Origin of the sequence: Rhizobium sp. CG5 (genome assembly GCF_023701945.1) — a bacterium.
Lineage (GTDB): Bacteria > Pseudomonadota > Alphaproteobacteria > Rhizobiales > Rhizobiaceae > Allorhizobium.
On sequence record NZ_JABAEF010000007.1, the window covers coordinates 229,152 to 251,769 of the forward strand.

A 22,618-nucleotide genomic window follows, 5' to 3' on the forward strand; every position below is an offset into this window, starting at 1 on the left:
ACTGAAAATTCACAAGCCCATCCGGAAACAGACATCTGGAAAGCGTAGAAAACCCCACCGCCTTTCCGATGTACATTTTGCAAAAGGAGATATGTCCGATGCTTTCCATCAATCGACGCAGCGCGCTCGGCCTCATGGGCGCGACCGCCGGCAGCCTGATCATTCCGCGCCTGGCCTTCAGCCAGGGCAAGCGCGTATCCGTGACCATCGCGGTGCAAAAGATCACCAACAACAACACGCTCGACATCTGGAACGAGCAGTCCAACGTCGGCGAACGGGTGTTTTTCCCGAATTTGTGGGAAGGCCTGATTTTGCGCGACTGGATGGGCAACCAGGGCCCGGTGCCGGGTCTGGCCACCGAATGGAAGCGGCTTGACGACAAGACCGTCGAGCTGAAGCTGCGCCGGGGCGTCAAGTTCCACAACGGCGACGAACTGACTGCCGATGACGTCGTGTTCTCCTTCTCCAAGGAGCGCCTGTTCGGCAATACCGAGCCGAAGGGCGGCAAGACCATTTTCGAGGCAGACCACAAGCCGACATCAGTCAAGGAATTGCCCGCGGCCCTGCCGGGGATCGCCCGCCGCCTGTGGCCGGCACTGGCCGGCGTCGAAGCCGTCGACAAATATACCGTGCGTTTCCACAATGCGACACCGGACGTGACGCTTGAGGGCCGCCTCTACGCCTTCGGCAGCCAGATCGCCAATCGGCGCTCCTGGGACGAGGCTGCATCCTATACCGACTGGGCCCGCAAGCCCATCACCACCGGCCCCTATCAGGTCGGCGACTACAAGCCGGACGTGTCGCTGACGCTGGTGGCCTTCGACGAATACTGGGGCGGCCGCCCGCCGCTCGAACAGATCCGTTTCGTCGAGGTCCCGGAAGTCTCCTCCCGCGTCAACGGCCTGCTGTCTGGCGAATACGATTTCGCCTGCGACCTGCCGCCGGACCAGATCGGCGCCATCCAGGCAACGGCCGGTTTCGAAGTGCAGGGCTCGACCATCCAGAACCATCGTATCTCGGTGTTCAACACCCAGAACCAGGTCCTGGCAAATCCGCTGGTACGCCGCGCCATGACCCATGCGATCGACCGTCAGGCGATCGTCGAGGCGCTTTGGGCTGGCCGCACTGTCATCCCGGCTGGTCTGCAGTTCGAATCCTACAAGGCGACGGACATGTTCATCGAGGGCTGGAAGCCGCCGGAATACAATCCCGAGATCGCCAAGGACCTGTTGAAGCAGGCCGGCTACAAGGGCGAGGCGATCCCCTACCGCCTGCTCAACAACTACTACACCAACCAGACCGCCAACGGTCAGATCATGGTCGAGATGTGGCAGCAGGTCGGCCTCAATGTCGAGATCCAGATGAAGGAAAACTGGGCGCAGATCCACGATCCGGAAGGCATCAAGGGCGTGCGCGATTGGTCGGCAGGTGCCAGCATCAACGATCCGGTTACCCCGATGGTCACCCAGTTCGGCCCGAATGGCGAGATGCAGCAGAAGAAGGACTGGACCAACGCCGAAGTGAACGAACTGTCCGTCGTCCTCGAGACCTCGACCGACCATGCACTGCGCAGGAAGGCCTTCGCCCGCATGCTGGAAATCTGCGAGCGCGAAGACCCGGTCTATCAGGTCCTGCACCAGAACGCCGTGTTCACCGGCATGAAGGCCTCGCTGAAGTGGAAGGCAGCGCCCGCCTTTGCCATGGATTTCCGCAGCAACAACTGGACGATGTAATCAACGTCCGTTCGCTCCGGCGGTCTTTCGGCCGCCGGATTTTCCTTCCAGCCGCGTCGGCGCGCCAGAGGCATTGCCGCTTGGGCCTTGAAGCAGGAGACCGCCATGACCCCCAATCTCGTGGAACTTCGCGATCTGAAAGTCGCCTTCGACGGCATTCAGGTTCTGCATGGCATCGATCTCGATGTGAAACCCGGCGAGGCGCTTGGCCTGGTCGGCGAATCCGGCTGCGGCAAGTCGGTCACCTGGCTTGCAGCGCTCGGCCTCCTGCCGGGCAAGGCGAGCATCAGCGGCTCGGTGCGGATCGACGGCCGCGAGATCTGCGGCGCACCGCGCAGTGCGCTTGAAGCGGTGCGCGGCGGGCGGATCGCCATGATCTTCCAGGATCCCTCGAGCTCGCTCAACCCGGTGCTGCGCATCGGCCGGCAGATCACGGAAGCGCTTGCCGTCCATCGCGGCCTGTTTGGCGAGGCGGCAAGGGCGGAAGCGCTGCGGCTGATGGACATGGTCGGCATTCCCGATGCCCGCCGGCGTGTCGACCACTATGCCCATGAATTTTCCGGCGGCCAGTGTCAGCGGCTGATGATCGCCATGGCGCTGGCGGGTCAACCCGACCTGCTGATCGCCGACGAGCCGACCACGGCGCTCGACGCCACCATCCAGGCACAGATCCTCGACCTCCTCATCCAGCTTCGCGCCGAAACCGGCATGGCGACGATCTTCATCAGCCATGATCTCGGTGCCGTCAGCCAGGTCTGCGAGCGGATCTGCGTCATGTATGCCGGCCGCGTCGTCGAACAGGGCTCGATCGAACAGCTGTTTTCGGCACCGCGCCACCCCTATACGCGCGGCCTGTTCGACGCCATCCCGCGGATCGACGGCCCACGCAGCCGGCTGGTGCCCATCCAGGGCACCGTGCCGAACCCGAAGCACCTGCCGCCGGGCTGTGCCTTTTCGCCGCGCTGCGGCCGCGCCGAGAAGGCCTGCGATTTCCAACGGCCATTGCTGGAGCCGATGGACGATGGCCGGCAGCTTGCCTGTTTCAGCCCGGTCCCGGTCCCTCATTCGCAGCCGGTCAAAACAGCGATTCTGGAAGGCGTCTAAGTGAACACTCCGCTCATTGAAGCCGACAACCTGACGCGCGTCTATCAGCTGCGCCGCGGCGTGTTCGGCAAGATAACCCGCGTGCGCGCCGTCGATGGCATTTCGCTTAGCGTTCTGCCCGGCGAAACGCTGGGCATCGTCGGCGAATCCGGATCCGGAAAATCGACGCTCGGGCGCATGCTGCTTGGCCTCGATCCGGCGCAGTCCGGCACGGTTAGGTTCGAGGGCAGGGCGATGCCGGCCTTCGGCACGGCCGAATGGCGGGCGCTGAGGGCCCGCATGCAGTTTGTCTATCAGGACCCGCTTGCAGCCCTCGACCGGCGGCTGACCATCGAGAGCCAGATCGGCGAGCCGCTGGAGATCCACGGTCTTCTGGAGAAGGAAGAGCGGGCCGCCCGTGTCGAGGAGCTGATGACGGCGGTCGGCCTGCGCAAGGATCAGGCCGGCAGCTATCCGCACGAACTGTCGGGCGGACAGCGCCAGCGCGCCGTCATTGCAAGGGCGCTTGCCTCCCGCCCGAAGCTTCTGGTCTGCGACGAGCCGGTCTCGGCGCTGGATGTGTCGATCCAGGCGCAGGTGGTCAACATGTTGCGCGACCTGCAGCAGGACAATCATGTCGCCATGGTCTTCATCAGCCATGACTTGAAAGTCGTGCGCAATATCGCCGACCGCGTCGCCGTGATGTATCTCGGCCGGATCGTCGAGGAGGCCTCCTCCGACGTCATCTTCCAGCGGCCGCTGCATCCCTACACCAAGGCGCTGGTCTCCAGCGTGCCGGTTCCCGGCAAGCTCTTGACCGGCCGCACCATCTTGCAGGGCGAGCCGCCCAATCCGGCCAATCGTCCCTCCGGCTGCGCCTTTCACCCCCGCTGTCCGCTTGCCGCACCGATCTGCCGCACGTCTGTTCCGCCGCTGCGCATGGTCGGCGAGCAGCGCACGGCTGCCTGTCATATGGTCGAAGGCGCAGTCGCGCCGATCGCCGCTTAAAGGGGGATGGCACGATGATCCGCTTCGTTCTTTCGCGCCTGCTGCGCGCCGCCGTGACCATTCTGGCCGTCGTCACCTTCGCCTTTGTCGTCCTGCGCATGTCGGGCGATCCGGCCCAGGTGATGCTCGGCCCGGATGTGCCGCAGGATGCGGTCGACGCCTTCCGCAAGGCCTGGGGCCTCGATCAGCCGATGTGGATCCAGTATCTCGCCTATATCAAGTCGATCTTCACCGGCGATTTCGGCGTCTCCATGCGCGATAAGGCGTCCGCCCTGCATCTGGTCCTGGAGCGCGTGCCGGCCACGCTGCAGCTGACGATCCCGGCGCTGCTCTTAAAACTGGTGATCGGCATTCCGGCCGGCGTCTTTGCCGCATTGCACCGCCAGAGCGTCATCGATCGCGGCGTCATCTTTTTGGCGATCCTCGGCTTTACCATCCCGTCCTTTGTCATGGGTCTGCTGCTGGTGCTGGTCTTCTCGGTGATGCTCGGCGTCTTGCCCTCGGGCGGCCAGGACAGCTGGATGCACGGCATCCTGCCGACCATTGCCATGAGCCTTGGCGGCATCGGCATCCTGGCGCGCTTTGCCCGCAGCGCCATGATCGAGGTGATGGGCCAGCCCTATATCCGCACGGCCTCGGCCAAGGGCCTGAAATGGCCGGAAGTGGTCTGGCGCCATGCTCTGCCGAATGCCGCCGTGCCGATCGTTACCATCGTCGGCTTCATGGTCGGTTCGCTGATCGCCGGCGCCGTCGTGGTCGAATCGATCTTTTCCTGGCCCGGCATCGGCCGGCTTCTGGTCGTCTCGGTCGCCAACCGCGATCTGGCCGTCGTGCAGTGCATCCTGCTGATCATCGCCGCGGCCATGGTGGTCTCCAACCTGATCGTCGACCTGCTCTACGGCTGGCTCGACCCGCGCCTGCGCGCCCAAACCGCTCATTGAGGGGAGATGTCATGACCTCTGCTGACACCGTTCAGGCGATACCGGCCCGCCGCCGCGCCGCCGGCCCGATCGCCGCCCTCCGCCGCAACCTGCCGCTCTCGATTGGGCTCGGAATAGGCTGGCTGGCGCTGATGGTGCTGGTCGCCTGTTTCGCCGATAGCCTGCGGCCGTTCAACATCACGGCGATGGACCTGTCCAACCGGCTTGCCGGGCCCGGCAATGCCAAGCACTGGCTCGGCACCGACGAACTCGGCCGCGACGTGCTGTCACGCCTGATTCAGTCGATCCGCGTCTCGCTGGTGATTGCCTTTGGCGCCACGATCATCTCGGCGGTGTTCGGCACGGTGCTCGGCTTTGCCGCGGCAAAATTCCGCGGCTGGGTCGAACATCTGGTGCTGGTGCTGGCCGATTTCCAGGCAGCGCTGCCGTTCCTGATCATGTCGCTGGCGGTGCTGGCCTTCTTCGGCTCGTCGATGGTGTTGATCGTCTGCCTGATGGGCTTTTACGGCTGGGAGCGGTATGCCCGCATCGCCCGGGGGCTGGCGATTTCGGCCAGCGCCCAAGGCTATGCGGCCGCCGTCGTCCAGCTCGGGGCAAAGCCTTCCCGTGTCTATTTCCGCCATATCCTGCCGAACGTCGCCTCGACGCTAATCGTCTCAATGACGCTGACCTTTCCGGAAATCATTCTCATGGAAAGCGGCCTGTCCTTCCTTGGCCTCGGCGTGCAGCCGCCGGAAACCAGCCTCGGCAACATGGTCGGCTTCGGCCGCGAATATCTGACCCGCGCGCCCTGGATCATGCTCGCCCCCTCGGTCGTCATCATGCTGACGACGCTGTCGATCTCGCTGGTCGGCGACTGGCTGCGCGACAAGCTCGATCCGACCATGCGCTGACCGTAACGCATCCCAATATAGCAGGAACACACTCATGACACTGATCACCGGCCATCGCGGCGCCCGCAATCTCTGGCCCGAAAACTCGCTCACAGGTTTTCGCAACGTCCTCGGCCTTGCCGTCGACGCCGTCGAATTCGACGTCCACCTGACCGATGCCGGCGAACTGGTCGTCATCCACGACGCAACGCTGGAGCGCACGACGGACGGGCACGGGCCTGTGCGGGCGCTGACGCCAGACGCCCGCGGCACGGTCAAGCTCAAGGACAGCGACGAGACCATCCCGACGCTCGCCGAGGTTCTTGAGGTCCTTTCGACGTCCGACGGTATCGCCCTGCATGTCGAGATCAAGAGCGACGAGACCGGTGCGCCCTATCCGGGGATCGCCGCCAAGGTGGCAGCCGAGATCGCCCGCTTCGGGCTTGCCGACCGCAGCCTGCTCACCTCCTTCGACGTCTCCGTGCTGGAGGATTGCCGTAGCCATGCGCCGCAGATCGGCCGCCTCGTCTCGGTCAACGCCGCCTGGGCCGAGAAGCAGGGCGGACTGGAGACCTTTCTCGGCCGGGTCGGCGATCTGGTCGAGATCGTCGCGATCCACCACGAGTTGATGGAGGCGCAATGGCCGCTGATCACCAAGATCCTGCCGCTCGAGCGGCTCTGCGTCTGGACGCTGAACGACGAAGACCTCATCCGCAAATGGCTGGAGCGCGGCATCGGCCATCTCACTTCGGATAGTCCGGACATCGCCCTGTCCCTGCGGGCGAACACACCAGCCGCGGCATAACCCTCAACCCCGATCATCAGGAGACCCATCATGGGCAATATCATTGCAACCGGCTTCAACGCCGCCTCGAACAATGGCGAAATCGACAGCCTGGAACAGGATCTGAGCGCGCTTGCCGATATCGGCGTCGATACGGTCGAACTGGGCGTGACCACGCTCGACCTGATCGCCGGCGGCCGCATCATCAAGGAGCGGGCCGACGCCCTTGTGGCCATGACCAGCCAGTTCGATTTCCGCTACACGGTGCACGGCCTGGTCTCGTCGAACTTCATGGATCCGGCCACCTGCCGCTACCAGATTGACGCGGCCAAGGCGCTCGTCGAGGTCTGCGACCGCATCGACGCCCGCGTCATCGTCCAGCATGGCGGCTGCCTGCGCGCCGAGCAGATCTTTGACCGCGCGGCCGCCGACGAGCGCGAGCGCGAGGCCCTGCTCGAGCTTGCCGAATTCTGCAAGCCCTACGGCGTGCGCATCGCGTTGGAGAACATTTTTACCACCGAGCCTGGCCAGTACCGCCAGACCCCGGCAGAGCTTGCCGAAACGGTGAAGGCGGTCAACCATCCCAATGTCGTGGCGCTGATCGACTTCAGCCATGCCTATATCGAATCGACCTATCGCGGCCTCAATTTCCGCGAACAGATCGCCGCCATGGCGCCGGTCACCGGCCATCTGCACCTGCATGACAGCTTTGGCCGTCCGCAGGGCTTCTATAAAGGCCACCACCTGCAGGAAAATACCGCCATGGGGATTGGCGACCTACACATGCCGCTCGGCTGGGGCGACATCGACTGGGAGGACATCTTCTCCGAACTCACCTTCCTACCCGGCACGGTGGCGATGATGGAAGTCGGTGCGCGCTATCGCCGGGAACAGCCGGAAAGCCTCACACGCGCCCGCAAGCTCCTGGCGCTCAACGACGGCAGACAGGCCGTCGCTGCAGAGTAGTTCTTCGCGCTGCGTTCAGGGGCGTTGCTGCGAGAAGCAACGCCCCTGGACTGCCTTGCGGCCGGTCCACAGGCGACCGGTCAGGAGGGCAACAGTCTGAAATCGGCGCCCTCGGGCAGGAGCTGCCCGCCATCGACGACGATGGTGGTGCCGGTCACATAGCTTGCGTCGTCCGAGGCGAGATACAGGAAGGCATTGGCGACGTCGCGCGGTGAGCCCAGGCGGGCCAGCGGGATGGCGTCTTCCATGTTCTTGATAAAGGCGGCGCTGCGATGCAGCTGGATTGCTTCGGTCAGGATATTGCCCGGCTCGACGCCATTGACGTTGATGCCGTAGGACGAGAACTCCAGCGCAGCTGAGCGGATGAAACCGTTGATGCCTGCCTTGCTCGCCGCGTAATGGCCATGACCCGGACTGGTGACATGCGGGCCGGTGATCGACGAGGTGAACAGGATGCGCCCCGAGCCCTGTTTCTTCATCGGCGTCAGGGCAGCGCGCGCGGCATTGAAACAGCCGCGCAGGTTGACCGCCATCACCCGGTCCCAGTCTTCCGGTTCGGTGTTCTCGATCAATTGCCAGGGATAAATGCCGGCGTTCTGCACGATGATGTCCAGCCGGCCGTAACGCTCAAGCGTGAAGGCGACGGCAGCAACGGCGTCCTCCATCTTCGAGATGTCGGTATGGACGAAGTCGATGCCGAGTTCATCGGCCGCCGCCTTGCCCTCTTCGGCCTCGAAATCGGCCAGCACCAGTTTTGCGCCTTCCTCCTGGAAGCGGACGGCGATCGCCTTGCCGATGCCGCGCGCCGCACCGATGACCAGCGCCACCTTGTCTTTCAATCTGTCTGTCATGCGAGCCTCTGGCGGAGCTTTTGTTTGAACGTGTCGAGGAGAACGGCCGCCAGCACCAGGAAGCCGTGGATGACCTGGGTATAGTTGGCCGGCAGGCCCATCAGGTTGATGGCCGTGTTGATCGACGACAGCAGCAGCACGCCGGCATAGACGCCGGGCAGGGCGCCCACGCCGCCCTTGAGGCTGACGCCGCCGATTACCACGGCCGCAAAGGCGTTGAACAGCAGTCCGACACCGAGATTGGCGGTGGCGCCCGACGTGCGAACGGCCAGCAGCCAGCCGGCAAGACCGGCAATGGCGCCGGCCATCACGAAGGCGATGATCAGGTTGCGGGTAACGCGAATGCCGGCGCGGTAGGCGGCGGTCTCGTTGCCGCCGATCATGATCAGGTGCCGACCGAACGGCGTCTTGGCCATCAGCACCGAGAAAACAACGAAACAGGCGATGGCGATCCAGGCCGAGAGCGGAATGCCAGCCACCCGCTCGATCGCGAACCAGCGGATGGCCGGGTCGAGATCCTGGGCGGAGCGTCCGCCGGAGACCGCCAGCACGATACCGCGCACCCAGATAAAGGAGGCAAGCGTGATGATGAAGGCGCTCATCTTCAGCTTGACGACGAGGAAGCCGTTGAAGAGGCCGATCAATCCGCCGATCGCACAGGCGATCAGCAGCGAAACGGGGATCATCAGCCATTCCGGCGACAGCTTGATGCCCAGGCCGATGCCTGCCGAGCAGAACAGGATGCCGACAGCCATGGCCGAAAGAGCGGCCACGGATTCGACCGAGAGGTCCATGTGACCCGTGATGATCACCAGAGCAAGGCCGATCGACATGACGCCGAGCACGCTCGACGCCTCGATGATGTTGGTGAAGATACCGATCTGGAAATAGTTCGGGATCAGCGCCGAAAACAGCGCGAGCACGAGGATCAGCATGAACCAGACGAGATTGTCGAGCACGAATTCGAGTGTTTTGCGCGTACGAGGCGTCATGCGGCAAATCCGGATTTGAGGGGAGGAGTCCGGGGTCTTGCGACCCCGGATGAAGGGTCGTTACTCGACGGATTTGACCGCTGCGGTCGGCGGCTTCATGTTGCCCCAGAAGGCCGGGTCGTCGACATTTTCCTTGGTGATCGCAGCACCCGGGATCTTGATATTCGGACCCCAGGCTTCGATCGTCACGACGCCCTTCAGGCCAAGCACGTCATAGTCGCCGGCCTTGATTTCCTGCTTGCCGACGATCTTGTCCATGAACATGGCAACGGCGGCGGCCTGGGCGTAAAGCGGCTGTTCCACTTCCGCGTTGAGCCAGCCCTTGCGGATCAGGTCGAGGCCGACCGGCGCGCCGTTCGAGCTCATCATCATGACGTCGCCCGGCTTCTTGCCGGCCGACTCCAGCGAGGCGACGGCGGCAACCGAGAGATGGGCGGCATGCAGGAAGATCAGGTCGATATCGGGATTGGCCAGCATCTGGTCGGAGACGATCGTCCCGGCATTGCTGGCTTCCCACATGAGGGCCGGCACCGACACGATGGTGACGCCGGGGAAGGCCTTCATCTTTTCCTCAAAGCCCTTCTGGATATCGAGCGTGTAGGGATCGCCCGGATCGCCGAGAACCTGCAGGATCTTGCCCTTGACGTCGCCATGTCTGGCCTTGAGCATCGCCTCTGCCTGGTCGGCAGCGACATGGCCGATCTCGATCGTGCCGGCGACGGAGGTAAAATCGGACGGGGTCGAGGTGATCTGGCGGTCGAACTCGACGACCGGGATCCCGGCGGCCCGTGCCGCTTCGATGGAAGGCTTCAGCGCATTGAAATCGACGGCCGCCAGAACGATCGCCGCTGGTTTGAGTGCGATGACGTCGTTCATCTGCGATTGCTGGGCATCGGTCTTGTTGTCGGCATTGAGCGTTTTCATCTCGTAGCCGGTCTGCTTCAGGAACATCTCCAAGGCACTGACCGAGCCGGTCTGGAATTCATCCAGCAAGGTCGGCACGAGATAATAGACCGTGCCCTTGGACTGGGCGGCGGCCGTCGTGAGCATGGACAGGCCGAGCACCAGAACGCTCAGCAGGGTTCGCATTATTCGGTTCATGATCGTTCTCTCCAGTTTGAGCCGGACCCCTTTTCATTCTTTGCCCACCGGTCCGGCTCCGGTAAGGGTTTGCCCTGTGATCATCTCGATCACTGCATCCGGGCTTGTTTTGGCTCGCTCGACATCGCCGGCGACGACGCCGTGGCGGATGACGACAATGCGGTCAGCGACCTGGAAGGCCTGCTGCATGATATGGGTGATGATGACGACTCCGATGCCCTGGTCGGCGACATGGCGGATCATGTCCAGCCCGCGCCGCGTCTGTTCGACGCCGAGCGCTGCGAAGGGCTCGTCGAGCAGGACCAGCTTGCCGCCCCAATGGACAAAGCGGTTGAGTTCGATCGCCTGGCGCTGACCGCCCGACAGATGTTCGACCTTGGTGCGCATGGAGGGAATGCGGGTTCCGGCGCTGGTCAGAGCCTTCGTTGTGATCTCCTCCATGGCGCGTTCATCGAGAAAGGGGATGCCGGCGACCTTGCGGGTGATTTCGCGGCCCATGAAGAAATTTCCGACCACATCGACATTGGTGCACAGCGACAGGTCCTGGTAGACGGTCTCGATGCCGGCGGCCTTGGCCTCGGCGGGGGTCTTGGCCTGATAGTCCTGTCCTTCGAAGAGCATGCGGCCCGACGTCGGCTGCAGGCCGCCCGAGATGATTTTTACCAATGTCGATTTGCCGGCGCCATTGTCGCCGAGAAGGGCGACGACCTCGCCTTTGCCAATCGAAAAGCTGATGCCCTTGAGGGCTTCGATGGCGCCGAAATTCTTGCGAATATCATCAAGGACCAGCAGTTTTTCGGTCATTCGGAAATCCCTTTCTCTGAAGCTTCAAACATCTGGCCGAAGCGCGGTGACAAGACGCCGAACACCGCAAGTGCGGCAGCGCCGCGAAGCGCCGAATGCTGGCAATCGCTGGCGACGACGACGCGCGGATGGCTGCGGTTGGCGCGGGCCGATATCGAATTGTTCAGCCCGTTGACCAGGGTGGCGAGCTGCTCGATCAATGACTGCGGCGCCAGGCCACCGAGCACCACGGTCTCGGGGTCGAAGAGGTTTTCAATGGTGCGGATGGCATTGCGGAAGATCGGCGCGATCTCGCGTACCCAATCGACCTCGGACAAGCCGCGCCGCTTGAACGCCTCCAGCGAGAGATAGCGCTCAAGGCAGCCGTTGTTTCCGCAGGGGCAGGGCTCGCCATCCGGCACGGCGGGGATATGGCCGATTTCACCGGCATTGCCCCAGGCGCCGCGCATCACCGTACCGTCATGCATCATCGCACCGCCAAGGCCGACGCTGAAGAACAGGTAATAATAGTCCGAAATCTGTTGGCCGAGACCATAGAGTTGCTCGCCCAGGGCGGCTGCCGCCATGTCGTTTTCCATGAAGGCCGGCAGGCCGGTCGCATCGGTCAGGCGCTGGCGGATGTCGACATTCTGCCAGCCGGTCATCGTCGTCGGGCCGATGAAGCTGATGGATTCCACGTCGAACGGTCCCGGCAGAGCCAGCCCGGCGCCGAGCAAACGGCCGCGGCGCGGGCTTGCCTTGAGTTCGTCCACCATCTCGCCGATCAGGGCAAAGGCATCGTCCGGCATCGGGTTGGACGCATAGCGGCGGCGGCTTTCCACGACATCGCCGCGCAGATTGACCAGGGCCGTCTCGATGCCGAGCGGGGTCAGGTGAATGCCGACCGCATGGCCACCTTCCGGATTGATGGTCAGAGCCGAGGGCGGAATGCCACGGCCTTTCGGCTTTTCCCGCACCGACAGGATCAGCCCCTGCTCCTCCAGTTCCCGGACGATCGTCGACACGGTCTGGACGGTGAGACCGACCCGGCTGGCGATGTCGCCGCGCGTCACCGGTCCCTGCAGGCGGATCGATTCCAGGACGATCCGCCGGTTGAAGGGCCTTCCCGATTCCTGATTGGTGCCGCGCAGTGCCATGCCAAACGCCTCCGAATGGCCAAAGACTGACATCGCTTTTTTATTTAGTCAAATGGTTTTCAAAAAAGAATCGAGCAACGCGTCATGTGTCATCGGTAGCTGGCGAAGACGATCGAAACGGTATTCCGCACGTGCCTTTGTGTGCGTGATCCGTGCACGTCACGACCGGCCCCGCCGCGTGCCGAGAAGCGTCGGACTGACCAGGTCGAGGATCGGGCCGGTTCGAATTCGGCCCGTCGAGGGCTTTGTCGTGCATCCGACAAAGACGTCTTCAATCCGACAACGGGGATCTTTACTGAACATCAAGTCTTTGTATCTCAAGGACAAATCGTGGTGGCACGCGCCTTGCTTCCTTCCTTGCATCGTTCACCCGCCGCAACGGAGCCATCGATGTCCGCACCGCTCATCTCACTGGAAAGTCTCGCCTCCGCAACGTCCATGGAAGCCATGCTCGCCAAGGCAAGCTCGGGCGGCTGTTCCTCCTCGTCCTGTGGCTCGTCGGCCAAGCCGGACGATATGGATCCGGCCGTCTGGGAGAAGATCAAGGATCACCCGTGCTATTCGGAGGAGGCGCATCACTATTTCGCCCGCATGCATGTGGCCGTCGCGCCGGCCTGCAACATCCAGTGCAACTACTGCAACCGCAAATATGACTGCGCCAACGAGAGCCGTCCCGGCGTCGTCTCGGAAAAGCTGACGCCGGATCAGGCCACGCGCAAGGTGATCGCGGTCGCCAATGAGGTTCCGCAACTCTCCGTGCTCGGCATTGCCGGACCTGGTGACGCCTGCTACGACTGGCGCAAGACCAAGGAGACCTTTAGCGAGGTTTCCCGCGAGATCCCCGACATCAAGCTGTGCATTTCGACCAATGGCCTGATGCTGCCCGACCATGTCGACGAACTCGCCGAGATGAATGTCGACCACGTGACGATCACCATCAACATGGTCGATCCGGAGATCGGCACGAAGATCTATCCGTGGATCTTCTACAAGAACCGCCGCTACACCGGTCTGGAGGCCTCGCAGATCCTGCATGAGCGGCAGATGCTGGGTCTCGAGATGCTCACCGCGCGCGGCATTCTGACCAAGGTCAATTCGGTGATGATCCCCGGCGTCAACGACGAGCATCTCATCGAGGTCAACAAGTGGGTCAAGGAGCGCGGTGCCTTCCTGCACAATGTCATGCCGCTGATTTCCGATCCGGCGCACGGCACCCATTACGGCCTGACCGGCCAGCGGGGGCCGAAGGCGATGGAGCTCAAGGTCCTGCAGGACAAGCTGGAGGGGGGCGCCAAGCTGATGCGCCATTGCCGCCAATGTCGCGCCGATGCCGTCGGCCTGCTCGGTGAGGATCGCGGCCAGGAATTCACGCTCGACCAGATCCCGCAAGAGGTCTCCTACGATCCCGCCAAGCGCGAGACCTATCGCGAGGTCGTGGCCCGCGAGCGCGGCGATCACGTGGCGGCCAAACAGGCCGCGGTCGCGACCGTCAAGGAGACCGAGGCGCGCGGCGCGCTGCTGGTGGCGGTCGCCACCAAGGGCGGCGGCCGGGTCAACGAGCATTTCGGCCATGCCCGTGAATTCCAGGTCTATGAGGCCTCGCCCAAGGGCATCAACTTCGTCGGTCATCGCAAGGTCGAGCAATACTGCCTGGGCGGCTTCGGTGAGGACGCCACGCTCGACGGCGTGATCGAGGCGCTGGAAGGGGTCGATGTCGTGTTGTGCGCCAAGATCGGCGATTGCCCGAAAGACCAACTGACCGAGGCCGGCATCAGGGCGACCGATGCCTATGGCTTCGACTACATCGAATCGGCGATCGGCGCGCTTTATGCCGCCGAATTCGGGATGGAGCTGCTCGCCGAAAGCGCCTGACATCCCAGCCCGTGATCCGCAACCGAAGATGCCAAAGGAGATGGAAAAATGGCCTTCAAGATCATCGCATCGCAATGCACGCAGTGCTCGGCCTGCGAATTCGAATGCCCGACCGGGGCAATCAAGTTCAAGGGCGAGACCTACGTGATCGACCCGAACAAATGCACCGAATGCGAGGGATATTTCGAGACCCAGCAATGTGCGGCGGTCTGTCCGGTGCCCAAGACTTGCGTCCCCGCCTGATCCATCCGGGCCGGACAACCCGGCTGCCGCATTCGGGCTTTGACCCCGTCTGCCGGCAGCCGGGCACTGTCCCGGATACGATCTCGCCCGAGAGCCCGTCGGCACAGGACGGGCGTCTTTCAACCGGCAAGGCGGCAGCGATGATGAGCGAAGGGAAAGACATGGCGCCGGGCGAGGACGTGCCGGCGATCGACTGGCTCGGCAATCCGGTCTCGTGCGGCGATTGCCCGCATGAGGAAAACCGCATCTCCGGCCGTTGCGATCTCGGCCGGGCCTGCGTGCGCGATCTGCGGGCCCGGCGGATCGACCGGTTCTTCTCGATCAATCCGGATCTGGCCGAAAACTATCTCGCGCACCCCTTCTTCGAGCTGCGCACCATCGCGGCCCGTTATGCCTCGCCGTTCCGGCTCATTCCCTTGCTGTCGGACCCGGAACCTGATGTGCGGGCCATGGCGGCGCTGCGATTGCCGGTGGCGCGGGTGCTGGCCCTGCGCCGCGATCCCGACCGGCGTGTCAGGATCGCGCTGGCGCGTCGCCTGTCCGGGGACGATCTGCTGCCGTTGCTGGCGGATCCCGATTACCAGGTGCGCCTGTCGGCGGCGCGGGCCGCCACACCGGCGCTGCTCGTCTCGTGCCTGGACGACCCCGAGCCCGATATCCGCCGCGAGGCGGCGCGCCGGATCGATCATGTTCACCTGCCGGCGCTGGTCGGCGACCCCGAGCCGCTGGTGCGCATCGAGGTGGCGCGGCGGCTGGAGGTCGGTCGGCTGCATCTTCTCAGTCGCGACCCCGATTTCCGGGTGCGCTACGCGGTCGCCGAGCGGGTGGCCGTGGACGATCTTGCCCTCTTCCTCACCGACGAGGACGAGGCGGTGCGCGAAATCGCGCGGGAACGCGCCGGCATAGACAAGGTTGGCATCTACAATCTTGGCATCGACAACAAGGAGACCTGAGCCATGGGACTTGGACGCGAACAGGACGTGGAAATCCGCCGGCCGCCGGTGCTCAATCCGGGAGAGCGGGTGCGGGCCACCCGCCACGTCAAGAATGACGGCACCTATCCCGGCAAGGAGATCGGCGAAAATCTCGTGCGCAAGGGCGACGTCGGCTATGTCCGCGATATCGGGACATTTCTCCAGCAATTCTACATCTATTCCGTCGAGTGGGTCGACCGCGGCACGCTGGTCGGCATGCGCGCCCGGGAACTCGAGAGCCTCGACAGGCCCGTGAAGCCGCCGGTGCCGGCGCCTGACCAACCCCAAACGGCCGATGCCGGGAGTGCAATGCCATGAAGATCATGATCCGGAAGTCCGATCGCGGCTTTTCCGTCTATGTCCCGAAAAAGGATCTGGAGGAGCCGGTCGTCAAGGCGGACAACGAGACGCTCTGGGGCGGGGTCGTGACCCTGAAGAACGGCTGGCGGCTGGATCTGCCCGATATGCCTGCCGACACCCGCCTTCCCATCACCGTCGAGGCCCGCAAACTGTCCGGGGATGACTGACACTGCAGCCACAGTCCTTCACGCGACCATGGAGATCAAGCCGATGAACGCCATACTGAACAATGACTTTCTCTTCGCCGTCGATGGTGCGGAGGCCGAAGCGGCCCTTGACGGGATCGGTGCTGATCTCCTGGCGGGCCGTCTCGTCCCCTATCTCGGGCCCGGCCTGTTGTCGCTCGACGAGGCTGGATCGTCCGTGCCGGTTTCGCCGGAACAGGTGGCCGCCGAACTCCATGCGCGGGCACCGGCACCATCGCGCATCCGCACTAACATGTGGTCGGTCGCGCAGTTCATCGAGCAGCGCCGCCATCGATCGACGCTTGCCAAATGGATGTCGGAGATCTTTGCCGCCGAGCCGCGGCCTTGCGCCCTGCACCACTGGCTGGCGCGAATGCCATTGCCGCTGGTCGTCGATACCTGGTATGATGGCGGGATGCGTGCCGCCTTGCTGGACAGCGGCCGGGACGATGTCGTGTCGATCCAGGGCATCACCCGGTCAGGGGAATTTCGCGATATCTGGAGCAAGGCCTACCGGCTGGACGGAACGCAAACCGATGAGGAGGCCGCTGACAAAGCGACGACGGTGCTCTATGAACCGCATGGCGGCGCGCGGCCGTCCGGCAATTTCCTGGTTGCCGATTCCGACTATGTCGAGGTCCTGACGGAAATCGATATCCAGACGCCCATTCCGGACGTGGTCAAAGAGCGGCGCGGCGCCCTCGGCTTCGTTTTCCTCGGCTGCCGCTTCCACGACCAGATGTTGCGCACCTATGCGCGCCAGATCATGAAACGGTCGAAGGGGCCGCATTTCGCCGTGATGATCGCAGCGGAACTGACGAAAAACGAGCGACGTTTCCTCGCCGACAACGGCATCACGCTGGTCGACATGCCGCTTGGCGCCGCGATCGACAGGCTGGTCAGGCTTTAGCCGGGAAGGGCTGGCGCACCACGCCGGTTCCGCCCGACCCCGCCGCGATCAGAACTTCTTCACCGGGATATCGTGCCGGCGCAGCGCATAGCCGACCTGGCGCGGCGTCAGTCCGAGGATCCGCGCCGCCTTGGCCTGAACCCAGCCGGACCGCTCCATCGCATCGACCAGCCTGTCGCGCTCCGTCAACCGGCCGGCCTGGGCGGGACAGTCGGCATCCTCGGGATCGCAGGACCGCGCAGGACGCGGCGAGGCGTCACGCTCCGCCGGTGCAGGCCTTTCGGCAGCGCCGACCGGCAATGTCCTGCCGCTGGCCAGCGCGTCGATGGCACTGGGCGGCCCCTTGCCGTTTCCCTTCCACAACAGGGCCGAGAGACATTGGCCGGTGCTGCAGGCGAAATCCTGGGTGTCGATCACCTCGGATCGGGTCAAGGTCGCGGTTCGCTGCACGCAGTTTTCCAGCTCACGGACGTTGCCGGGAAAATAGCATCGGGAGATCAGGTCCAGGGAGTTCTTGCTGAATGTCATCTTGCGCCGGTTTTCGCGGTTGAAGCGCTCGAGAAAGGATTCGGCAATGCGCGGGATGTCGCCCTTGCGTTCGCGCAGCGGCGGCAGCGTGACCGGCACGACGCTGATCCGGTAGTAGAGATCGGCGCGAAATTCGTGGCGCCGCACGGCATCCTCAAGATCGCGGTTGGTGGCGCAGATCAGCCGGACATCGACCTTGATCGTCTTGTTGCCGCCGACCCTTTCGAACTCGCCTTCCTGCAGCACGCGCAACAGCTTGGCCTGGAACGATGCCGAGATCTCGCCGATCTCGTCGAGCAGCAGCGTGCCGCCATGGGCCAGTTCGAAGCGGCCGATGCGCTGGCTCGTGGCGCCGGTAAAGGCACCCTTTTCATGGCCGAAAAGCTCGGATTCAAGCACTGATTCCGGTAGGGCAGCGCAGTTGAGCTTGACGAAAGGTCTGTCGTGGCGGGGCGAGAGCTCATGGATGGTCTGGGCGAACAGCTCCTTGCCCGTGCCGCTTTCGCCGCGCAACAGCACCGTCGAATTGGTCTTGGCGACGATGTTGATCGTGTCGAGGACAGTCTTCACGGAGGCGCTTTCGCCGACGATCCGGCTGGGTTTGCCGGGCATGCGGCGCGGCTGCGGTTCGGCCGCGTATTCGATCGTCTTTTCCAGACGTCGCTGCTGCTCGATCAGCCGTTGCCGGTCTTCGCTCAGGATCCGGTGAAGCCGGATCGTCTGGCCGGCGAGATTGGCGACCATGGTCAGGAAGCGCATATCGTCGTCCAGGGTGAAGTCGCCACCTTCCTTGCGGGTGCGATCGATCGACAGCGTGCCCAGCACGGCATGATTGACCTTGACCGGCACGCCGATGAAGCACACGGCCGGGCCGGAGGTTTCGACATCGGCGAACAGGTGCGACCGGCTGGTGTCGGGGATGACGAGAGGCGTCCCGGTGGCGACGATCTGGTCGATCACCGCCTGCGGCACCGGCATGAAATGATCTTCGCCGGCGCGATGGCTATATCCGGCCGTCGAGATGATTTCTGGCAGTCCGTCTTCATCAAGCACGATCAGCGCGCCCTTGCGCATCTGCAGAAAGGACGACAGGATGTTGACGACATTGGCGAGGGTAATTTCCAGTCGCGCCGGCTCGGCCAGCACCTTGGAGATTTCGTAGATTCCACTCAACGATATATTGGCGCGTCGGTTGGAACTGATCGCGGTTTCGGAGAGCTTCTGCCCTGCCGACGGGGGGGCAACTCGCTCGACATATTGGTTCATCTGTATACCTCTTGGACTATCCTCAGTTGGATTGTTCCAAGGGCAACCTCCCTAAACCGTATTTTTTGATCTTGCATGCAAGCTTACGCCCATCGTCCCATTTGTCAATTCGCCTTGACCGCCAGAGGGCCCGCAAATGCGGGGTTTTCAGGCGATTCATGACTGGTTTTTGACGCCACGGAGTGACCGCCTGGTGCCAGCAGCGCAGGGGGCTGCCGGCGATCGGGCGGCTCGGTCTGTTGGTTCAGCCGAACTTGAACAGCACGCCGAAGCCGCCACGCGGATAGTTCCACTCGATCTCGCCGGTCGCCTCGCACAGCACGCGGCAGGTGCCGCATTCCATGCAGCCGTCGGCGGTGATCTCGACCTGTCCGGTGTCGTTCTGCTCGTAGCATTTGGCAGGACAGACGCGGGTCAGCGCCAGCAGATTGGCGCTGGGCGTCTCGTGCGGATGCACCGTGATATGCGGCCGGCCGACATCGACCAGGTAGCGGTTCTGGAAAAGCTTGTCCTCGACGCGGACGTCCTTGATGGCAATGGTCATTGCAAAGTTCCTCGTTGACGTGTGTTGAAAGGCATGCGGAATCAAAGGTCTTGTCAGCGCCAGGCAAGCGCCAGCTTCACGGCGTCGGAGACCATGCCCCAACGGCTGCGGTTCTTGACGAATTGCCCGATCGTCGCCTTTTCCTTGTCGATCTTCGGGGTACCGTCGACGCGCAGGAAATTCTGCGCCGCAGCCGACATCAGTTGCGGATAGGTCATGAAGAAGTTCTGCGAATTGGTATGCAGAAGCGCCGGCATGTCCTTATGCTTCTTGAGGTCCTTCACGACGAAGCTGTCATCCAGCATGGTCTTGTAGAGGCTGAGATTTGCAGCGCTCATCGGATCGCGGCGGCTGTTGACCTGGAAGATGGCCTCGGCGGCAATGCGGCCGGAGGTCATGGCGAGGTTTGAACCTTCCCGGTGCACGGCATTGTTCAACTGCGCGGCGTCGCCCACCACCACCCAGCCATCGCCATAGAGCTGCGGGATGGCCTTGTAGCCGCCTTCCGGGATCAGGTGCGCGGCATATTCCTTGACCTCGGACCCGACGAGCAGCGGCCGGACCGAGGGATGGTTCTTGAACTCCTCCAGCAGGGCATAGGGGCTTTCCATGGTCTTGGCATAGTCGGACACCAGACAGCCGACACCGAGCGAGATGGATTCGCGGTTGGTATAGAGGAAGGCCAAGCCTGTCATGCCCTGCGAGAACGTGCCGGCCGCCTCGATGACGCAGCCTTCGTTGCCGGTCAGGCCGAAGCGCTGGCAGATCACCTCCTCGGGCAGGAAGTGCATCTCCTTGACGGCGAGCGCCACGGTTTCCGGCTTCGGCATGTCGCGCAGGCCGGCCCGGGTGCCCAGAAGCCCGTTGACGCCTTCGGCCAGCACCACGACGTCGGCAAAGATCGCCCCGCCGCGCCGGTCGGTGTGGACGCCGATGACCTTGCCGGTGGTGTCGCGTGCCAGTTGCGTGACGGTGGTCTCGCAGAGCACCGTTGCGCCGGCTTCCTTGACCTTGGAGGAAAACCACTTGTCGAACTGGGCGCGGATGATCGTGTAGCGGTTCGGCTTCTCCTCGTTGAAGTCGTTGGAGCGGTAGTGCATGCCGGTATGGGAGCTGTCATCCATCATCCAGAACCGCTGTTCCACCAGATGGCGTTCCAGCGGCGCGTCCTCGCGGAAGTCCGGGATGATCTTTTCCAGCATCGCGGCATACATGATGGCGCCTTGCACATTCTTCGAGCCGGCATATTCGCCGCGCTCCAGCTGCAGCACCTTCAGCCCGCGGCTCGCCAGCGTATAGGCGGCTGCATTGCCGGACATGCCGGCACCGATGACGATCGCGTCGAATTTTTCCTCGATCATGGTCAGGGCTCCTCAGCTTGCGAGCTTGTCGCGGTTATGGGGCGAGAGCCGTCTGACGAAGGCCTCGGTGAGGGCAGGCAGAAAGCGCACGGCATCGGTGACGATGCCCACATGGGCGAAATCGAAGATCGGCGCCTTGGGATCGGTATTGATGGCGACGATGAGATCGGCACCCTCGACGCCGACCCGGTGCTGGATGGCCCCGGAAATGCCGGCAGCGATATAGAGCTTCGGCCGGATCGTCTTGCCGGTCTGGCCGATCTGGCGGTCGGACGACATCCAGCCTTTCTGCACCACGGGTCGCGAACAGCCATATTCGGCGCCAAGCGTGGCAGCGAGGTTGCGGATCAGCTGGAAATTTTCCGCGGCACCCATGCCGAGCCCGCCGGCCACCACGATGTCGGCATAGGCCAGATTGACCTTGGACGACTGGGCGTCGGGAATGAAGCTCCGCACCTTGGTGACGATATCTTCCTCGACCATGGACAGCGTGTGCTGGATGACGCGGCCGATCGGCCGTTCCTGGCGGGCCGGCATCGGCATCACGCGGGGGCGCACGGTTGCCATCTGCGGGCGGAAGTTCAGCGTGTAGATCGTGCACAGCAGCGAGCCGCCGAAGGTCGGGCGGGTGGCGGCAAGCGACTTGTCCTCGTCGACATCGAGTTCGGTACAATCGGCCGTGAGCCCGGTCTTGAGCGTCGTGGCGACCGACCCCGCAAGGTCGCGGCCGAGCGTCGTAGCACCCAAAAGCAGGATCTCCGGCTGGTAGGCGTTGACCAGATCGGTCAGCGCCTTGGAATAGGGCTCGTTGCGATAGTCCCTGAGAACCGGATCCTCGACCAGATAGACCATGTCGGCGCCATGGGCGAAGCTTTCGGCCACGGCATGCCAGGTGGCCTCGCCCGGCGGGCCGATGACGGCGCCGGCCAGTTGCACCCCGAGCTTGTCGGCCAGCACGCGACCGCAGCCCAGCAGTTCATAGGAGACCGGATGCACCTGGCCGCGCTCCAGTTCGACCGCAACCCACACATGCTTGTAGGATTTGAAATGCTCGGGCAGTTCCTTCTTCATGCCGGCTCGGCCGGCGGCGGGGGCAGCTTTCGGGGCGTCTGTCATGGTGGATGCTCCTTGCTCAGGCGAGGCAGTTTTCGGCGGCAAGCGCCGCCTCGATTGCGGGTTTGCGGCTGAAGAGATCGGCGATCAGCTTGTCGGCGAGGTCGCGCGGCAGGTCGCCGGGTTCGCCGATCAGCACGGCCTTGTCCTGGCGCGCCGTCGGCGCAAAGACGCGCTTGACGACGGTCGGCGAACCGCGAAGGCCGCATTTCAACAGATCCTCGATCCCGGCATCGGCGGCATTCCAGGTGACGATCTCGGCCCGTGCTGCACGCAACGCATCGTCGATCGTGCCGCGACGGATTTCGTTGGAGCCTTCCAGCATGGTGATGAGGCAGGGCAACCGGGTCTTCAGCACCTGCGTTCCGCCCTCGGCGCGCCGCTCGACGGTGATCTCTGCCGCATCCGGATCGACCGAACCGATCCGGGCCACATAGGTGAGTTGCAGCAGGCCGAGGCGCTTGGCAATGCCGGGGCCAACCTGGGCCGTATCGCCATCGATGGTCTGCTTGCCGGCGAAGATCACGTCGGGTTTGCCGAGTAGGGCGCCGATCTTTTCGATCGCCGCCGACAGCGCAAACGACGTCGCCAGCGTATCGGAGCCGGCGAAATAGCGATCGGTCAGGAGAACGCCGCGATCGGCACCATAGGTCAGCGCCTTGCGCAAGGAATCCGAGGCCATCGGCGGACCCATGGTCAGAACGGTCACCTCGCCGCCATGGGTGTCGCGCATGCGCAGCGCCTCCTCGAGCGAGAACAGGTCATAGGGATTGATGATGGTCGGCACGCCCTGGCGCATGATGGTGTTGGTCACCGGGTGCACGCGGATCTGCGCCGAGTCCGGCACCTGCTTGATACAGACGACGATATGCATGCTCCCGACCTCCAGCCTGATTGTTCAAATATGCTCTGCAAGATCATCAGCATAAACCGTGCCAAACGCGTCGATGTCGTGCAGGTCATTGATAAATAACGGTTATATAAAATCGTG

At 63.5% G+C, this 22,618-nt stretch carries 23 protein-coding genes; 13 read left to right on the forward strand and 10 right to left on the reverse strand.

Annotation, left to right across the window (positions count from 1 at the left end; all coding sequences use genetic code 11):
- The first annotated feature begins 98 nt into the window (after window positions 1-98).
- The 7 genes from HGO38_RS13985 (at window position 99) to HGO38_RS14015 (ending at window position 7,387) form a co-directional block, all read left to right on the forward strand.
- Complete coding sequence (locus tag HGO38_RS13985; RefSeq protein ID WP_250956511.1) at window positions 99-1,733, forward strand: ABC transporter substrate-binding protein; 1,635 nt, start codon at window positions 99-101, stop codon at window positions 1,731-1,733.
- 105 nt (window positions 1,734-1,838) lie between these two features.
- Window positions 1,839-2,837, forward strand: coding sequence for an ABC transporter ATP-binding protein (locus HGO38_RS13990; RefSeq protein ID WP_250956512.1), 999 nt, complete (start codon window positions 1,839-1,841; stop codon window positions 2,835-2,837).
- Window positions 2,838-3,824, forward strand: coding sequence for an ABC transporter ATP-binding protein (locus HGO38_RS13995; RefSeq protein ID WP_250956513.1), 987 nt, complete (start codon window positions 2,838-2,840; stop codon window positions 3,822-3,824).
- Window positions 3,825-3,838: 14 nt separating this feature from the next.
- A complete protein-coding gene (locus tag HGO38_RS14000; protein WP_250956514.1) occupies window positions 3,839-4,765 on the forward strand; it encodes an ABC transporter permease in 927 nt (308 codons plus the stop codon).
- An 11-nt stretch (window positions 4,766-4,776) separates the two neighbouring features.
- The gene (locus HGO38_RS14005; RefSeq protein ID WP_250956515.1) at window positions 4,777-5,658 is read left to right on the forward strand and encodes an ABC transporter permease; all 882 of its coding nucleotides are present in this window, start codon (window positions 4,777-4,779) and stop codon (window positions 5,656-5,658) included.
- A 34-nt stretch (window positions 5,659-5,692) separates the two neighbouring features.
- Complete coding sequence (locus tag HGO38_RS14010) at window positions 5,693-6,442, forward strand: glycerophosphodiester phosphodiesterase family protein (protein ID WP_250956516.1); 750 nt, start codon at window positions 5,693-5,695, stop codon at window positions 6,440-6,442.
- Window positions 6,443-6,472: 30 nt separating this feature from the next.
- Window positions 6,473-7,387 (forward strand): TIM barrel protein, encoded by a 915-nt coding sequence (locus HGO38_RS14015; protein ID WP_250956517.1) that lies wholly within the window; start codon window positions 6,473-6,475, stop codon window positions 7,385-7,387.
- 80 nt (window positions 7,388-7,467) lie between these two features.
- Here the strand turns inward: HGO38_RS14015 and HGO38_RS14020 are convergent, their stop codons facing one another.
- Genes HGO38_RS14020 through HGO38_RS14040 form a run of 5 tightly spaced genes read right to left on the reverse strand, consistent with a single transcriptional unit; the run spans window position 7,468 to window position 12,271 of the window.
- Window positions 7,468-8,238 (reverse strand): SDR family NAD(P)-dependent oxidoreductase, encoded by a 771-nt coding sequence (locus HGO38_RS14020; protein ID WP_250956518.1) that lies wholly within the window; start codon window positions 8,236-8,238, stop codon window positions 7,468-7,470.
- Window positions 8,235-9,230 carry an ABC transporter permease gene (locus HGO38_RS14025; protein ID WP_250956519.1) on the reverse strand — a complete coding sequence of 332 codons (996 nt, stop codon included), beginning with the start codon at window positions 9,228-9,230 and terminating at the stop codon, window positions 8,235-8,237. Before HGO38_RS14025 ends, HGO38_RS14020 begins: the two co-directional genes overlap by 4 nt.
- A 60-nt stretch (window positions 9,231-9,290) precedes the next feature.
- Window positions 9,291-10,331, reverse strand: a complete 1,041-nt coding sequence (locus HGO38_RS14030) for a sugar ABC transporter substrate-binding protein (protein ID WP_250956520.1) — start codon at window positions 10,329-10,331, stop codon at window positions 9,291-9,293.
- Between the two features lie 33 nt (window positions 10,332-10,364).
- Window positions 10,365-11,135: an ATP-binding cassette domain-containing protein gene (locus HGO38_RS14035; protein ID WP_250956521.1), complete on the reverse strand. Its 771-nt coding sequence runs from the start codon at window positions 11,133-11,135 to the stop codon at window positions 10,365-10,367.
- A complete protein-coding gene (locus HGO38_RS14040; RefSeq protein ID WP_250956522.1) occupies window positions 11,132-12,271 on the reverse strand; it encodes an ROK family transcriptional regulator in 1,140 nt (379 codons plus the stop codon). The genes HGO38_RS14035 and HGO38_RS14040 overlap by 4 nt, the downstream gene beginning before the upstream one ends.
- 390 nt (window positions 12,272-12,661) lie before the next feature.
- Here HGO38_RS14040 and nifB point away from each other — a divergent pair, with 390 nt between their 5' ends.
- From nifB to HGO38_RS14070, 6 genes are all read left to right on the forward strand, one after another.
- Window positions 12,662-14,143: a nitrogenase cofactor biosynthesis protein NifB gene (nifB, locus tag HGO38_RS14045; RefSeq protein ID WP_250956523.1), complete on the forward strand. Its 1,482-nt coding sequence runs from the start codon at window positions 12,662-12,664 to the stop codon at window positions 14,141-14,143.
- A 48-nt stretch (window positions 14,144-14,191) separates the two neighbouring features.
- Window positions 14,192-14,386: a 4Fe-4S dicluster domain-containing protein gene (locus HGO38_RS14050; RefSeq protein WP_250956524.1), complete on the forward strand. Its 195-nt coding sequence runs from the start codon at window positions 14,192-14,194 to the stop codon at window positions 14,384-14,386.
- 143 nt (window positions 14,387-14,529) lie between these two features.
- Window positions 14,530-15,339 (forward strand): 4Fe4S-binding leucine-rich repeat protein, encoded by an 810-nt coding sequence (locus HGO38_RS14055; protein WP_250956525.1) that lies wholly within the window; start codon window positions 14,530-14,532, stop codon window positions 15,337-15,339.
- Window positions 15,340-15,342: 3 nt separating this feature from the next.
- Entirely contained in the window at window positions 15,343-15,678 is a 336-nt protein-coding gene (locus HGO38_RS14060; protein WP_250956526.1) for a nitrogen fixation protein NifZ, read from the forward strand.
- Entirely contained in the window at window positions 15,675-15,887 is a 213-nt protein-coding gene (gene nifT, locus HGO38_RS14065) for a putative nitrogen fixation protein NifT (RefSeq protein ID WP_250956527.1), read from the forward strand. The genes HGO38_RS14060 and nifT overlap by 4 nt, the downstream gene beginning before the upstream one ends.
- Before the next feature lie 43 nt (window positions 15,888-15,930).
- Complete coding sequence (locus tag HGO38_RS14070; RefSeq protein ID WP_250956528.1) at window positions 15,931-16,815, forward strand: SIR2 family NAD-dependent protein deacylase; 885 nt, start codon at window positions 15,931-15,933, stop codon at window positions 16,813-16,815.
- Window positions 16,816-16,863: 48 nt separating this feature from the next.
- Here HGO38_RS14070 and nifA read toward each other — a convergent pair whose 3' ends face one another.
- The 5 genes from nifA to HGO38_RS14095 form a co-directional block, all read right to left on the reverse strand.
- Window positions 16,864-18,609 carry a nif-specific transcriptional activator NifA gene (gene nifA / locus HGO38_RS14075; RefSeq protein ID WP_250956529.1) on the reverse strand — a complete coding sequence of 582 codons (1,746 nt, stop codon included), beginning with the start codon at window positions 18,607-18,609 and terminating at the stop codon, window positions 16,864-16,866.
- A 244-nt stretch (window positions 18,610-18,853) separates the two neighbouring features.
- Window positions 18,854-19,153 (reverse strand): ferredoxin family protein, encoded by a 300-nt coding sequence (locus HGO38_RS14080; RefSeq protein ID WP_250956530.1) that lies wholly within the window; start codon window positions 19,151-19,153, stop codon window positions 18,854-18,856.
- A 53-nt stretch (window positions 19,154-19,206) separates the two neighbouring features.
- A complete protein-coding gene (locus HGO38_RS14085) occupies window positions 19,207-20,514 on the reverse strand; it encodes an FAD-dependent oxidoreductase (RefSeq protein ID WP_250956531.1) in 1,308 nt (435 codons plus the stop codon).
- A 12-nt stretch (window positions 20,515-20,526) separates the two neighbouring features.
- Window positions 20,527-21,630 carry an electron transfer flavoprotein subunit alpha/FixB family protein gene (locus HGO38_RS14090; RefSeq protein WP_250956532.1) on the reverse strand — a complete coding sequence of 368 codons (1,104 nt, stop codon included), beginning with the start codon at window positions 21,628-21,630 and terminating at the stop codon, window positions 20,527-20,529.
- A 16-nt stretch (window positions 21,631-21,646) separates the two neighbouring features.
- Window positions 21,647-22,501 (reverse strand): electron transfer flavoprotein subunit beta/FixA family protein, encoded by an 855-nt coding sequence (locus HGO38_RS14095; RefSeq protein ID WP_250956533.1) that lies wholly within the window; start codon window positions 22,499-22,501, stop codon window positions 21,647-21,649.
- Window positions 22,502-22,618 lie beyond the last annotated feature (117 nt).